The sequence below is a fragment of the Caenispirillum salinarum AK4 genome, assembly GCF_000315795.1.
GTDB classification, from domain to species: domain Bacteria; phylum Pseudomonadota; class Alphaproteobacteria; order Rhodospirillales; family Rhodospirillaceae; genus Caenispirillum; species Caenispirillum salinarum.
Genome location: NZ_ANHY01000017.1, coordinates 126520 through 140194 on the forward strand (window position 1 = coordinate 126520; position 13675 = coordinate 140194).

The 13675-nt window shown below is 69.3% G+C and carries 13 protein-coding genes; 3 read left to right on the forward strand and 10 right to left on the reverse strand.

Annotated elements, in window-relative coordinates:
• Positions 1 to 33 precede the first annotated feature (33 nt).
• Positions 34 to 972 (reverse strand): LysR family transcriptional regulator, encoded by a 939-nt coding sequence (locus tag C882_RS16580; protein WP_043646055.1) that lies wholly within the window; start codon positions 970 to 972, stop codon positions 34 to 36.
• A 148-nt stretch (positions 973 to 1120) separates the two neighbouring features.
• On the opposite strand from C882_RS16580, the gene C882_RS16585 reads away from it, so the two are divergent.
• Genes C882_RS16585 through C882_RS16595 form a run of 3 tightly spaced genes read left to right on the forward strand, consistent with a single transcriptional unit; the run spans position 1121 to position 3554 of the window.
• The gene (locus C882_RS16585) at positions 1121 to 1798 is read left to right on the forward strand and encodes a glutathione S-transferase family protein (protein ID WP_009541805.1); all 678 of its coding nucleotides are present in this window, start codon (positions 1121 to 1123) and stop codon (positions 1796 to 1798) included.
• 21 nt (positions 1799 to 1819) lie between these two features.
• The gene (locus C882_RS16590; protein WP_009541806.1) at positions 1820 to 2965 is read left to right on the forward strand and encodes an MFS transporter; all 1146 of its coding nucleotides are present in this window, start codon (positions 1820 to 1822) and stop codon (positions 2963 to 2965) included.
• A 40-nt stretch (positions 2966 to 3005) separates the two neighbouring features.
• A complete protein-coding gene (locus C882_RS16595) occupies positions 3006 to 3554 on the forward strand; it encodes a hypothetical protein (RefSeq protein WP_009541807.1) in 549 nt (182 codons plus the stop codon).
• A gap of 7 nt (positions 3555 to 3561) precedes the next feature.
• On the opposite strand, the gene C882_RS16600 is transcribed toward C882_RS16595, so the two are convergent.
• The 9 genes from C882_RS16600 to rbsD form a co-directional block, all read right to left on the reverse strand.
• Entirely contained in the window at positions 3562 to 4935 is a 1374-nt protein-coding gene (locus C882_RS16600) for a sensor histidine kinase (RefSeq protein WP_009541808.1), read from the reverse strand.
• Complete coding sequence (locus tag C882_RS16605) at positions 4928 to 5605, reverse strand: response regulator transcription factor (protein ID WP_009541809.1); 678 nt, start codon at positions 5603 to 5605, stop codon at positions 4928 to 4930. Before C882_RS16605 ends, C882_RS16600 begins: the two co-directional genes overlap by 8 nt.
• A gap of 225 nt (positions 5606 to 5830) precedes the next feature.
• Positions 5831 to 7312: a DegQ family serine endoprotease gene (locus C882_RS16610; RefSeq protein WP_009541810.1), complete on the reverse strand. Its 1482-nt coding sequence runs from the start codon at positions 7310 to 7312 to the stop codon at positions 5831 to 5833.
• Between the two features lie 331 nt (positions 7313 to 7643).
• Positions 7644 to 8564: a ribokinase gene (gene rbsK, locus C882_RS16615; protein WP_009541811.1), complete on the reverse strand. Its 921-nt coding sequence runs from the start codon at positions 8562 to 8564 to the stop codon at positions 7644 to 7646.
• A gap of 27 nt (positions 8565 to 8591) precedes the next feature.
• Positions 8592 to 9599 (reverse strand): LacI family DNA-binding transcriptional regulator, encoded by a 1008-nt coding sequence (locus tag C882_RS16620; protein WP_009541812.1) that lies wholly within the window; start codon positions 9597 to 9599, stop codon positions 8592 to 8594.
• 86 nt (positions 9600 to 9685) lie between these two features.
• Complete coding sequence (gene rbsB / locus C882_RS16625) at positions 9686 to 10567, reverse strand: ribose ABC transporter substrate-binding protein RbsB (protein ID WP_009541813.1); 882 nt, start codon at positions 10565 to 10567, stop codon at positions 9686 to 9688.
• Between the two features lie 86 nt (positions 10568 to 10653).
• Positions 10654 to 11643 (reverse strand): ribose ABC transporter permease, encoded by a 990-nt coding sequence (rbsC, locus tag C882_RS24420; RefSeq protein ID WP_009541814.1) that lies wholly within the window; start codon positions 11641 to 11643, stop codon positions 10654 to 10656.
• A 12-nt stretch (positions 11644 to 11655) separates the two neighbouring features.
• A complete protein-coding gene (locus tag C882_RS24425) occupies positions 11656 to 13143 on the reverse strand; it encodes a sugar ABC transporter ATP-binding protein (RefSeq protein ID WP_009541815.1) in 1488 nt (495 codons plus the stop codon).
• A gap of 34 nt (positions 13144 to 13177) precedes the next feature.
• Positions 13178 to 13597, reverse strand: a complete 420-nt coding sequence (gene rbsD, locus C882_RS16640; protein WP_009541816.1) for a D-ribose pyranase — start codon at positions 13595 to 13597, stop codon at positions 13178 to 13180.
• Positions 13598 to 13675: the final 78 nt, after the last annotated feature.

The following is a 13675-nucleotide window of genomic DNA, read 5'->3' on the forward strand; positions in this document are numbered from 1 at the left end:
GAAAGGAATGGCTGCCCGATCCGGTACGCAAGATCAGGAGGCGATGGCATCCGCCCGCGCGTCCCGCAGCTGATCGCGCAGGGTCCTTACCGCGTGCAGCACGTGCGGGCGGGCTTCGTCGCTCCGATGGGCCAGATGCACTGACAGGCGGAAACGTGCCTCCACCTCCGGCGGCAGCCGGCGGTATGCGACGCCCCGCCGACGCACGGCCTCCAGCGACAGCGGCACGAAGGCCACCCCCTCACCCGCGGCGACCTTGTTCAGCAGGGCGGCGCGGTGCGGTGGCTTGGGGCGCCGCGAGGGGGCGTAGCCGGCGGCGGCGAAGACGGCCTCCGCTGTATCATAAAGCACCGGATTGTCCATGCGCCGGAACCAGAACAGCGGCAGGTCCCCCAGGTCCGCGAACGTCAGCCGCCCGGCGGCGCTGGGCGGCAGGCGCGTTTCCGCGATGGCGACCATCATGGGTTCGTCGAACAGGGGTGCCATGACCAGGTCCGGCGGACACTCCGGCGGCTCGGCGACCAGGGCCAGGTCAAGGCGGCGGTCCTGAAGCTGCTCGATCAGCGCGCGGGAGGGGCCGTAGGTTTCGCAGACGGTTCCTGCGCCGTCCTCCGTTCCGGTCAGCAGGGTTTCCAGGTCGGGAAAGACGCTGGGGTCGACCACCCGCGTCAGCCCCACCACCAGCCGTCGCACCGCCGGTCCGCCGGCCGCTCTCGCCAAGTCCACCGCGTCTTCGAGCATCGCGAGTGCGGCGCGGGCCGGTGCCACCATGGCCGCGCCGGCCGGCGTCAGCGCGACAGAGCGGGGTGAGCGGTCGAACAGGCGCGCGCCCACCAGGTTTTCCAGGGCCTGGATCTGCCGCGACAGGGGCGGTTGCGACAGGTTCAGCCGCTCTGCAGCCCTCCGGAAGTTTAACTCTTCCGCCACGGTGAGAAAACATTCGAGCTGCCGGGGAGACGGGTGGCCGGGCATGGGAAGACCTCGCGGGTGCGGGGAATGAGCCGGCAACGATACCAGGGCGAAGCACCTCCGGCGATACCGTTTCGGTATTGCTCAAGCGGTCATTCCCCGGCTCTTGGCACTGTCGCAGCATGGCCGCCCATGCGAACAGGAGGATGCCGTGACGACTGACCCGCGCTACACCCTGATCTCGTTTTCCGTGTGCCCGTTCGTCATGCGGGCGCGACTGGTGCTGACGCTGAAGGGCGTGCCCCACACCACCACCATGATCGATGTGGCCGACAAGCCGGACTGGTTTCTGGCGCTGTCGCCGCTCGGCAAGGTTCCGGTTCTGCGTGTCGACGGCGCGCAGGTGCTGTTCGAAAGCCAGGTCATCTGCGAGTACCTGGACGAAACCACGCCCGGCAGCCTGCACTCCGACGACCCGCTGGAGCGCGCCCGCGATCGCGCGTGGATCGAATTCGCGACATCGCTGATCCTGACGGGGTTCGGCCACCTGACCGCGCAGGACGATCGTGCCCAGGCGCAAACCCGCCCCGCCTTCGACCGCATGCTGGCGAACCTGGAAGGCCGCCTGGGGAACGGACCGTTCTTCAACGGCGAACGGTTCATGATGATCGACGCCGCCTATGCGCCCTTCTTCGTGCAGATGGACGCCGTGAAGCGGATCGCCGACGTGGACCTGCTGGCTTCGGCGCCGGGGCTGAGGCACTGGTCGGATGCGCTGCTGGCCCACGACGCCGTGCAAGCGGTGGTGCCCGCGTCGTTCGCCGAAGCGTTGGCCGACGTGCTGCGGAGCAAGGGCTCGGCCTATGTCGCGCCGGCACCGGCGGCCTGACGACGGGAGGACGCCCCGGCCATGTCCCTTTTCATCCGAAGCCTTCTGACGCTGGTGCCCTTCGGCGTGCTGGTGCTGTCGAACATCTACATCGTCATGCCCAACTCGGTGGCGCTGGGCGCGCTCTATGGCCGCCCGCCCGCCGACGTGCAGGTGATGAACACGGCCTTTTCCTTCGCCTATGCCATCGGCTTCCTGTTCTGGGGGCCGCTGTCGGACGGACTGGGGAAGATCCGCACGATCGTCATCGGCGCAGGGCTGACGGCCGCGGTGACGCTTGCCATGCCGCTGGTGCTGGACAGCTTCACGGGGTTCGCCGCCGCGCGCGTGGCGCAAGGGTTCGCCGCCGCCAGCTTCGCGCCGGCCGCCCTTTCGTGGGTGGGGGCGATGATCCCGGCCGAGCGCCGCTTCGTCGCCACGGCGGCCGTCACCACGTCGTTCCTGCTGTCCGGCGTCATCGGCCAGTGGATCGGCGCCGCGCTGGGCATGGAGGGTGCGCTTTGGGCATTGGGTGCGGCCTATGTCGTCCTGGCCGGTATCGTATCCACCTTCCCCGAGGGCGATGGCGGCGGTGTTCGGACGCTGGCGGCCCTCGCCGGGAATCTGAGGCGGATGCCGAGGCTGATCCTGGCGGGCCGCGCCCTGCCGTACTTCCTGGCGACCTTCGCGGCGCTGGGCGTTTTCGTGGCCCTGTACACAAGCCTGAACATTCGCGCGGTCGTCGGCGGCGCGGCCATGGAGACCCTGCGCGCGGTGGCGATCATCGCCATGCTGTTCTCGGTGGTGGTCGGCGCGCGGCTTCGCCTGCCTCCCATGACGAGCCTGGGACCGGTGCTGCTGATCGAGGCGGCCCTTCTCGCGGCTCACCTGGCGCTTCCGGTCCTGCCGTCCTGGGCCGCCGCCGCGCTGCACTTCGGCTTCGTTCTCATGCTGGCGCTGTCCTTCCCGCTGATCGTCTCCTGCATCATGCAGGCGACCGAGCCGGCACTGCGGGGCACCGCCATGGCCGCCTACACCTTCGTGCTGTTCCTGGGCGTCAGTCTGGGCGCCTGGGCGGCGTCAACCTTGCAGTTCCAGGAGGTCACCCTTGCGTATGCCTGCACGCTTGCTGTTTGCGCCGGTCTTGGCGGTCTTGTGGTTGTCCGCCGCCAGCCCAGCGCCCGCTGAGACCCTATCCGCTTCCCGTCACGACGAAGGAGGACCCGACATGACCGTCGCGACCCAGCATCCCATCGAACGGGACCTGGACGCCCTGAAGGACTTCAAGGTAGTTGAAACCCGGTCCGTCACCCACGACGGCACGCCGGCCATCCTGGTCCGCCGTGAGCGCGCCGATGGCGTCAGCGCCGGATTGGGCGGCGAGCACGTTTCGACGCTCGTCGCCGACGACGGCCGCCTGCTCGGCGTCACCCACATGCGCGCCGACCTGGCCGGACTGCCGACCGTCAGCCGCGAGCGTGCGGCCGAGGTGGCGGAAGAATTCCTCCTCCGCCACGCGCCCGACCTGATGGACGCGCGCGAGGTCCTGTGGATCGACGCACACCCGGAGACTGTCCGCGTCGAGGGAGGCGAGACCCAGGTTACGGGAATGAAGGTCAAGCAGCGCGACACGCGCACCGGCCTGTACTTCTGGGTGATCGTCGGCGGCGATGGGAGTGTCGTCACCTTCGAGCGCGACATCTACTGGATCACCTTTCCGGGCAAGCGCCGGACCGAAAAGTGGCTGCACGATTCCTGGCGCGTGGCCGGCGGCTGATCGGGGGTCAGGCTTTTTCCGTCGCCGGGAATACCAGCCGTGCCGCCAGGCCCGGCGCCGCGTCGTCCAGTTCCAGCGCCGCGCCGTGGCTGCGGGCGATCGCCGAGACCAGTGCCAGGCCAAGCCCGTTTCCGGGGGTGGAGCGGCTGGCGTCCAGGCGGACGAAGCGGTCCGTCACGCGCTCCCGGTCCTCCGGCGCGATGCCGGGGCCGGTGTCGCGGACCTCCAGCACCGGGCCGTGATCCTCCGACGGCGGCAGGACGGAAACACGCACCGCACCGCCCGCCGGCGTGTACTTCACGGCGTTGTCCAGCAGGTTGGAGAGCGCCTGGAACAGAAGTTCGCGGCTGCCGTGGACACTCACGCCCGCCATGGGTCCGGCGGTGAGCGACAGGCCCTCCTCTTCCGCCAGGGGCTCGTAGAGGTCGGCGGCGTCCTCCACCAGGGCGCCCAGGTCGACCTCCACCGCGTCCTTCAGCCGCACGCCGGACTCGGCCTCGGCGATGGACAGAAGGGCGTTGAAGGTCGCCAGCAGGCCGTCGGCCTCGGCCAGAACGGCGGCGCAGGTGTCGCGCAGGTCGTCCTCGCTGCCGCCTTGGGTCACGGCCGTTTCAAGCTGCGCGCGCATGCGTGTCAGCGGACTGCGCAGGTCGTGGGCGACGTTGTTGGAGACCGTGCGGATGCCGGTCATCAGCCGCTCGATCTGGTCGAGCATGGCGTTGAGCGTCGCCGCCAGGCGGTCGAACTCGTCGCCCGAGCCGGTGGTGCTCATGCGGTGGGAGACATCGCCGCGCATGATGGTCTCGGCGCCGCGCGAAATGCCGTCGATGCGCGCCAGCACCCGCCGGCTGACCAGCGCCCCGCCGCCCAGGCCCAGGATCAGCGTCCCCGCCAGCGCCCAGCCCATGGCTTCCGCCATCAGGTCCTGGAAGCGGTCCAGCGCGCGGGTGTCGCGGCCGACCAGCAGGTGGAAGCCCGCCGGCAGGCGAAAGGCCTTCGCGCGGCCGTAGGCGGCCTCCGTCCCGTCGCCGGCCAGCGGGAACATGACCCAGCTGCCCTGTTCGGTCGCGTTGGCCGGCCAGGCGGACACGTTGCCGGAAATCGGCCGGAACTTTGGGTCGGTCAGCAGGTAGAGCGACCCCGAGACGTTTGCCGGCCCGGTACGCCGCTCGATGGCTTCCACCAGGCCCCCCAGGCCGCGGGTGTTGTAGTGCTGGGCCAGGGCGTCGATGTCGGACGTAATGGCTTCGTCGATGGTGCGGCTGATGTTCTGCGCCGTCGTCCAGTAGATGGCCGTCAGCAGCAGCAGCACGCTCAGGCCGAACACCGCGGTGTAGGCCAGCGTCAGACGGAAGGCCGACGTCTTCAGGAACCTAGGCATCGGCACGGATCACGTACCCCGCGCCCCGGATGGTGTGCAGAAGGGGCTTGTCGAAGCCCTTGTCGATTTTTTGCCGCAGGCGGCTGATGTGGACGTCGATGACGTTGGTCTGGGGGTCGAAGTGGTAGTCCCACACGCCTTCCAGCAGCATGGTCCGGGTGACCACCTTGCCGGCATGGCGCATAAGGTATTCCAGCAGCTTGAACTCGCGGGGCTGGAGGTCGATGGGCTTGCCGGCGCGGGTGACGCGGCGCTCGATCAGGTCCATTTCCAGGTCGCCCACCGTCAGCTTCGTCTCGACCGACGGTGCGGCACGGCGGCGGGCCAGGACCTCGACGCGGGCTTGCAGTTCCGAGAATGCGAAGGGCTTGGTCAGGTAATCGTCGGCGCCGGCCTTCAGGCCCTTCACCCGGTCATCCACCTGCGCCATGGCCGAGAGGAACAGGATGGGCGTGCCCACGTTGGCCGCCCGCAGCGCCTGGACCAGCGCGATGCCGTCCAGCCCCGGCAGCATGCGGTCCACCACCAGCACGTCGTACGATCCGTCGGTGGCGCGGAACAGGCCGTCGCGGCCGTCGGTCACATGGTCGACCACATGGCCGGCCTCCGTCAGGCCCTTCTCGATGTATCCGCCGGTCTTCTCGTCGTCCTCGACCACCAGGACGCGCATGGTGTGATGTCCCCCGTTTCATGCGCCCTGGCGCGTTGCGCCAGGGCTGCGTTCAGGCGCCACGCAGGCTTACGCGCCTGACCGGCGCGGGGACGCGGTCGCGACCCTATTCGCCTTTTCCGGTCGAACATGCCCGGCAAAGGCTCTGCCCCCTCAACGCGCGAACACCCGCGCCCGGTTGGAAGCCGGGCGCGGGGTCCGCGATGGACTGTATATGGAGAGACCTTAGGCGCTGCGCAGGGCCACCGGCACGAAGATCTCGCCACCGTCGCGGCGCACCAGCAGCAGCACGCTGTCCTTCTCGGCCTTCTTGGCGGCGGAGACGGCGTCGATCACGTCCTGCGGCTTGGCGACCGTCGAGCCGTTGGCCTTGACGATCACGTCGCCCTGGCGCAGGCCGCGCTCGGCGGCGGGGCCGGTGGGGTCCACCTGGGCGATGACGGCGCCCTCGGCGTCGGCATCCAGGCCCAGCTGCTCGGCCAGCTCCGGCGTCACCGGAGCCAGCGCGAGGCCCAACTCGCCCTTGCCCTCGATGGAGCCCTGGCCGTCACCCTCGGCGGAGGCCACCTGCTGGGTCGGCAGCTTGCCCAGTTCCACGGACAGGCTCTTTTCCTCGCCGTCGCGCAGGACCGTCAGGTCCACCGTCTCGCCGGGCTTGTAGGCGGCGATCATGCGCGGCAGGTCGCGCATTTCCTCGACCGGCTCGCCGTCGACGGCGGTGATGACGTCACCGGCCTCGACACCCGCGCCCATGGCCGGCGTGTCGGCGCTGACCTGGGAGACGAGCGCGCCTTCCGTGGTGCCCTCGGCCAGGTTCATCGCTTCGGCGATCTCCGGCGTCACCGGCTGAATGGAGACGCCCAGCCAGCCGCGGCGGACCTCGCCGTTCTCCTTGAGCTGCGCGATCACCGGCTTGGCGACGTTGGCCGGCACGGCAAAGCCGATGCCGACGCTGCCGCCGTTGGGGGAGTAGATGGCGGTATTGACGCCCATCACCGCACCGTCGGTGCTGAACATCGGGCCGCCCGAGTTGCCCTTGTTGATGGCGGCGTCGGTCTGGATGAAGTCGTCCAGCGGGTCGTTGCCGATGGCCCGGCCGCGGGCCGAGACGATGCCGGCGGTGACCGTGCCGCCCAGGCCGAAGGGATTGCCCACGGCCATGACCCAGTCGCCGACCTTCAGGCCGTCGCTGTCGCCGAAGGAGACGAAGGGCAGGTCCTCCTCGCTTTCCACCTTCAGCAGGGCGATGTCGGTCTTGGGGTCGGTGCCGATGATCTCGGCGTCCAGGCTGGTGCCGTCGGTCAGCTTGATGCTGACGCTGTCGGCGCCGTCGATGACGTGGTTGTTGGTCACCACGTAGCCGTCATCGCCGTCGATGATGAAGCCCGAGCCCAGGCCCACGGCCTTGCCGCCGGGCCCGCGCGGACCCTGGGGGGCTTCCGGGTGACCGAAGCGGCGGAAGAATTCCTCGAACGGCGAACCCTGGCCGAAGCGCTCCGACAGGTCGTCGGTGGCCTGGCGGACGGCCTTCTCGGCGGTGATGGTGACCACGGCCGGCGAAACCTTTTCCACCAGCGGCGAGAAGGTTTCCGGCATGGGCGCCGCGGCGGCGGTCTGCCCGACGGCGACCAGCGACGCACCGGCGGCAGCCAGCAGCAGGGCGGCGCGGCGGGTGCCGGCGCGGCGGAAGGTTAGGGGCGCTGTCATTCGGTTCACTCTCCTGCGGACCATCGAAATGCGGTGTCATGGCCGGAGGGCCCGCCGATCGACCGCGCCGGCGGTGCGGACCTTGCGAGGGGCTCCGTCCGCCGGTGGGGATCACGTCCGCCCCACTCGAGGGGAGGGAGGGTTAGGCGGACAAGGCGGGGCGGCAAAGCCCTCGCGGCCATGACTTGATGCAATATGGTCCGACGCCCCTGACAGGCGCCTTGCGGCACGATGAACATTTCGTAAGGTTGGAGAGGACCTGAATGCCGACGTATCGCGGATGATGTGTCGGCAAAATGTCGAGGTTTTCTTGACGAAACGACGCGGCCTGTCAGCCGCGCGCCACCAGTGCCTGAATCTCATCGGCCGTCGGTGCGGCGTCGGAGGCTCCGCGGCGGGTGGTCGCCAAAGCTCCGCAGGCGGCGGCGACGCGCACCGCTTCCTCCAGCGATGCCCCGGCGGCCAAGGCATGGCCGAGCCCGCCGTTGAAGCAGTCGCCGGCCGCCACGGTGTCGATGGCCTCCACGGCGAAGGCGGGCATGAAGCCCTCGGCCTCGTCCTCGCGCCAGACGACGCCGGCGGCCCCCATCTTGACCACGGCCCGCGACAGGCCGCGCTCCACCATGGCGCGGGCGGCGGCGAGCGCGCTGTCGCGGTCGGCGGGGCGGATGCCGACCAGCGCCTCGGTCTCCGTCTCGTTGGGGGTCATCAGGTCGACGCTCCGCCATACGGTCTCGGGCAGGCCGCGACGCGGCGCGGGGGCCGGGTCCAGGATCACCAGCCCGCCGGCCTGGCGCACCATGGCGGCGGCCTCCATGGCCGGAGCCAGCGGAGTTTCCAGTTGCAGCAGCAGGACGCGCGTCTTGCGCAGCAGCGGCGCGATGCGCTCGACGTCCGTGTGGTCGAGTGCCATGTTGGCGCCGCCGATGACGGTAATGCTGTTCTCCGCCCTGGCATCGACCCCGATCACCGCGATGCCCGTGGGGCTGTCGGGTGAGGCCTGAAGATGCGTGGTGGCGACGCCGAAGTGGGCGAGGCGCTCTCGCGCAAGCGTGCCGAAGGTGTCGACGCCCGTGCGCCCGGCCAGTTCCACCGCGCCGCCCAGCCGCGCGACGGCGACGGCCTGGTTGGCGCCCTTGCCGCCCAGCCCGATCGCATAGCCGGAGCCGTGGACAGTCTCGCCGGGGCGGGGCAGGCGGTCGGCGTAGGCGACCACATCGACGTTGACGGAGCCGAAAACGGTGATGGTCATGGCAAAACCTGTCGCGAAAGGGAAGGCTCAGCCTGCGCGGCGGACGGAGGCGCGCTCCACCAGCCGGGGCATGAGTTTGAGCACGCGGGGCAGCGCCGCCGCGCTTTCCAGATGGTTGATGATGGCGTCGGCGGCGCGGGTGCCCAGGTCGCGCGTGCCCTGGCGGATCGTGGTCAGCGGCGGGCTCATGTAGGCGGCCAGTTCGATGTCGTCATAGCCCATCACCGACACCTCGCCCGGCACGGAAAGCCCGGCCTCGCCGGCGGCGCACAACGCGCCCATGGCCGACATGTCGTTGAAGCAGAACACCGCCTGTGGGCGCCGCGCCGCCGGCCGGTCTAGCAGCGCCGTCATGGCCGCCTGGCCGCTGGCGACGGTCAGGTCGCCGGGGATGATCAGATCCGGGTCCAGGTCCAGGCCGGCGGTGTCCAGGGCGGCGCGGACCCCGGCCAGGCGCTCGGCCGAGCGGGGGTGGCGCTCCGGCCCCGTGATGCAGGCGATGCGGGAAAAACCATGGCCCGCCAGGTACTTGCCCGCCAGCACGCCGCCGGCATAGCTGTCGTCGGCGACCACCGAGACCCCGGGCGTTTCCTCGGCGTCCAGCGCCAGGGTCGGCACGTCGGCGGCCTCGGCGAACTCGGCCGGGGCGGCGGGATCCATGTTCCCGGTCATGACCACCAGCGCGTCGATGCGCTTCATGCGGAGTGCCGCCAGATAGGCGTGCTGCTTGTCGGGATCATCCTCGGAGTTGCACAGCATCAGGCTGTAGCCGCGCGCGAAACAGGCCGACTCCACGCCCTGGATCACTTCGGCGAAAAAGGGGTTGGTGGAATTGGTGACCATCATGCCGATGGTGTGCGTGCGGTTGGCCTTCAGCGCCCGGGCGACGCCGCTGGGGGCATAGCCGAGCCGGTCCACCGCCCCGCGCACGCGCTCCGCCGTTTCGGGCGCCACGAAGCGGGTGCCGTTGATGACGTGGCTGACCGTGGTGACGGACACCTCGGCGGCGCGGGCGACGTCCTTGATGGTGGCCATGGGCGGCAGTCCTCAGGCGGGCGGCGAAGGGACGGGTGGAGAACGCCTTTGCGTCCTCCACCCATACGCAGGCGTAGGAAACGCTTTTACTTCGTCACGGCCTGCAGGGGAACCGGCGTGTACTCCGGCACCTCTTCGCCCTGGGCGACCTTGGCGGCGGTTTCCACGCCCATCTCGCCGATCTTGCCGGCCTGCTGGGCGATGGTCGCCAGCATGGAGCCGTCCTCGACCGCCGCCACGCCGTCGGCGGTGCCGTCGAAGCCGACCACGATGATGTCCCGGCCCGACGCCTGGACGGCCTTGATGGCGCCCAGGGCCATTTCGTCGTTGTGGGCGAACACGGCGTCGATCTCGGGCTGGGCCTGGAGGATGTTCTCCATGACGTTCAGGCCCTTGGTGCGGTCGAAGTTGGCCGGCTGGCTGGCGACCACCTCGATGCCCTCCACCGGCTCCACGGCCTCGTGGAAGCCCTGGCCGCGGTCGCGCGCGGCCGAGGTGCCGGGCACGCCCTGCAGTTCCACCACCTTGCCCTGGCCGTCCAGCGCCTCGACGATCAGTTCGCCGGCCATCTTGCCGCCGGCCACGTTGTCGGAGGCGATGTGGCTGACGACATCCCCGCCATTGGCGGCGCGGTCCAGCGTCACCACCGGCACGTCCTTGCGGTTGGCGGCGCGCACCGACGAGCGCACGGCGTCGCTGTCCGTCGGGTTGATGAGCAGGACCTCGATGTCCTGGTTCAGCACGTCCTCGACGTTGGCCAGTTCCTTGGCCGGGTCGTTCTGGCTGTCGAGCACCAGCAGGTCGTATCCCAGTTCCTTGGCCTTGCTTTCGGCCCCTTCCTTCAGGGTGACGAAGAACGGGTTGTTCAGGGTGGAGACCACCAGCGCCATGGTGTCGGCCGCCTGGGCCGCGACGGAGGAGCCGAGAAGCGCCGCCGAAGCCGCGGCCGCCATAAGTACCTTGCGCATGATGTACCTGCCTTTCTGGGTTTCTTGGACTGGTTGGGGGAAGAACAGGGTTTCCGTTACGGCCCCTTCGTGTCGTTTTCGGGGCGCTATCGGTTGGTTTTGCCGCGACTGTCCACCAGCACGGCAAGCAGGATCACGGCGCCCTTGGCGATCATCTGGTAATAGGACGACACATCCATCAGGTTCAGCGCGTTGTTGAGCACGCCGATGATGAGCGCCCCGATCAGGGTGCCGAAAATGTACCCGCGCCCGCCCATGAGGCTGGTGCCGCCCAGCACGACGGCGGCGATGGCGTCCAGCTCATAGGCCGTGCCGGCGGTGGGCTGGGCGCTTTCCAGCCGGGCGGTCAGGATGATGCCCGCCAGCGCCGCCATCAGGCCCGAGACGGCGTAGACGGCGATCTTGACCCGCGTCACCGAGATGCCGGCCAGGCGGGTCACCTGCTCGTTGCCGCCGACGGCGTAGACGTAGCGGCCAAAGCGCATCTGGCTCAGCACGAACCAGCAGACGATGAAGGCGAACGCCGCGATCAGCACCGGGACGGGAATGCCGAAGACGTACTCGCCGCCAATCGCCCAGAACGGGTCGGACATGGTGGTGATGGGGCGGCCGTCGGTATAGACCAGCGTCGCCCCGCGCAGCACCGTCATGCCCACCAGCGTCGCGATGAAGGGCTGCACGCCGCCGATGGCGATCACCACGCCGTTGGCCGCGCCCAGGGCCGCGCCCAGCGCCAGCGTCGCGGGCAGGGCGACCCACAGGCTTGCGTCCGCCGCCACCAGCGAGGCGCAGACCGCGCCCGTGAAGGCCAGCACCGAGCCGACCGAAAGGTCGATGCCGGCTGTCAGGATGACGAAGGTCATCCCCATGGCGATGATGGCGTTGATGGACGTCTGCCGCAGGATGTTCAGCAGGTTGTCCACGGTCAGGAAGTTGGGGCTGAACAGCGACACCACGGCCATCAGCAGGATCAGGCCCACCAGAGACTTGTTGGCGGCCAGGAACCGCAGGACGGCCTTGCCGGCGCCCCCGTTGGCGGCGGTTTCGGCGGTGCGGGAGGTGGCGTTGCTGGGCATGATGTTCGTCCTTCAGGCCACGGCGCGTTCCATGATGCCCTCCTGCGTCGCCTGCCCGCGGTCGAACGACCCGGTCAGGCGGCCGTGGGACAGCACCAGGATGCGGTCCGACAGGCCCAGCAGCTCCGGCATGTCCGACGACATGAGAAGCACGCACAGGCCCTGTTCCTTCAACTTGTTGATGAGCACATAGATTTCCCGCCGCGCCCCGACGTCCACGCCGCGCGTCGGTTCGTCCAGGATCACGATCTTGGGCTGGGTCAGCAGCGATTTTGCCAGCGACACCTTCTGCTGGTTGCCGCCCGACAGCGTGTTGACGGGGCAGTCCATGTCCGGCGCCTTGACGGCGAAGGCCTTCATGTATTCGGCGACGGCGGAGGTTTCGCGTCGACGGTCCACCACCGGCCCGCGCGACAGCCGCCCCAGCGCGCCGAGCGCCATGTTGAAGCGGATGGAATGGGGCTGGATCAGGCCGTCGGCCTTGCGGTCCTCGGTCACATAGGCGATGCCGGCGCGTACGCCGTCGCGCGGGCTTTTCAGCGGCACCGGAACACCGTCCACCTCAACCGTCCCGGTTTGCAGCCGGTTGGCACCGTAGATGGCGCGGGCAAGCTCGGTGCGTCCGGCGCCCATGAGGCCGGCGAAGCCGACCACCTCGCCGGCGCGGGCGGTGAAGGAGACGTCCTCCACGCCGTCGGCGACGGCGTTCTTCACCTCCAGCCGCACCTTGCCCGGCGGGCACTTGGCGTGGGGATACTGGTCGGTGATCTCGCGCCCGACCATGTGGCGGATCAGGTCCGCCTCCGTCAGGTCGGCGACGGTGCCGGTGTGGACCATCTGGCCGTCGCGCAGCACGGTCACGTCGTCGCACAGCGCAAAGATTTCAGAAAGCCGGTGGCTGATGTAGACGATGGCCTTGCCCTCGGCCTTCAGGGACCGGATGACCTCGAACAGGATGCGCGTCTCGACGTCGGTCAGGGCGTCGGTGGGCTCGTCCATGATGATGACTTCGGCGTCCAGCGACAGGGCGCGGGCGATCTCCACCATCTGCTGGGTTCCGACGCCCATGCGCCCCAGCGGCGCGCCCGGCGACACATGGTCCTGCTTCAATCGCGCCAGAAGCCCGGCCGCGCGGGCCTTCATGGTGGACCAGTCGATGCTCCCGAAGCGCGTGCGCGGCTCGCGGCCCAGGAAGATGTTTTCGGCCACCGACAGACCGGGCAGAAGGTTCAGTTCCTGGTGGATGATGGCGATGCCGGCATCCATGGCCTGGCGCGGCGTATGGAATCGCACCGGCTGGCCCTTGAAGCGGATTTCGCCGCCTTTGTCGGGATCGTGGATGCCGGTGACGATCTTCATCAGCGTGGACTTGCCGGCGCCGTTCTCGCCTACCAGCGCCATGACGCGCCCGGCTTGAACGGCGAAGTCGACGTCGCGCAGCACGGTGACCGACCCGAAGGTCTTGCCGATGCCGTGAAGGGAAAGGAGCGGCGCCGTCATCGCATCGCCTCCATGCCGGAAAACCGTCGCGACCTTAAAAGATCACGCCGGAGTAGAGGATCACATTGGCGAACGGAGTGCACTCGCCGGTGCGCACGATGGCCTTGGTCGACGCGGTCAAGCGCTTGAACTCTTCATGGGGAACGCGCTCCACGGCGATGGCGGCGCCCTGCGCCCGGCCGATCTTTTCCAGAAGGGTCGTCAGGCCGTCGAAAACGGCGGGATTGCGCTCGGGCAGTTCGGCGGCGATGACCGCGCGCTCCACCTGAAGCTCGCGGCCCACGGCGTCGACCACCTGCAGAAAGGAAGGAACGCCGGGGACCACCGCCACATCGATGCGGGCAGGGTCGGGAGGGAAGGGGAGACCCGAATCGCAGACGACCAGCCCGTCGGTATGGCCCATGCGGGAGACGGCATGGGACAACGGGGCGTTGAGAAGGCCGGTCTTCTTCATGGCGGTGGTCCTCCGGCGGTAGGAGCCGACGGTGCGGGGGGAGAACCGTCGGGTGGTGCATGAGAACTGTAGCGCTAT

Coding starts and splice junctions, on each gene's coding strand:
- C882_RS16580 (WP_043646055.1), bottom strand. CDS start 972: ATGCCCGGCCACCCGTCTCCCCGGCAGCTCGAATGTTTTCTCACCGTG.
- C882_RS16590 (WP_009541806.1), top strand. CDS start 1,820: ATGTCCCTTTTCATCCGAAGCCTTCTGACGCTGGTGCCCTTCGGCGTG.
- C882_RS16595 (WP_009541807.1), top strand. CDS start 3,006: ATGACCGTCGCGACCCAGCATCCCATCGAACGGGACCTGGACGCCCTG.
- C882_RS16600 (WP_009541808.1), bottom strand. CDS start 4,935: ATGCCTAGGTTCCTGAAGACGTCGGCCTTCCGTCTGACGCTGGCCTAC.
- C882_RS16605 (WP_009541809.1), bottom strand. CDS start 5,605: ATGCGCGTCCTGGTGGTCGAGGACGACGAGAAGACCGGCGGATACATC.
- C882_RS16610 (WP_009541810.1), bottom strand. CDS start 7,312: ATGACAGCGCCCCTAACCTTCCGCCGCGCCGGCACCCGCCGCGCCGCC.
- rbsK (WP_009541811.1), bottom strand. CDS start 8,564: ATGACCATCACCGTTTTCGGCTCCGTCAACGTCGATGTGGTCGCCTAC.
- C882_RS16620 (WP_009541812.1), bottom strand. CDS start 9,599: ATGGCCACCATCAAGGACGTCGCCCGCGCCGCCGAGGTGTCCGTCACC.
- rbsB (WP_009541813.1), bottom strand. CDS start 10,567: ATGCGCAAGGTACTTATGGCGGCCGCGGCTTCGGCGGCGCTTCTCGGC.
- rbsC (WP_009541814.1), bottom strand. CDS start 11,643: ATGCCCAGCAACGCCACCTCCCGCACCGCCGAAACCGCCGCCAACGGG.
- C882_RS24425 (WP_009541815.1), bottom strand. CDS start 13,143: ATGACGGCGCCGCTCCTTTCCCTTCACGGCATCGGCAAGACCTTCGGG.
- rbsD (WP_009541816.1), bottom strand. CDS start 13,597: ATGAAGAAGACCGGCCTTCTCAACGCCCCGTTGTCCCATGCCGTCTCC.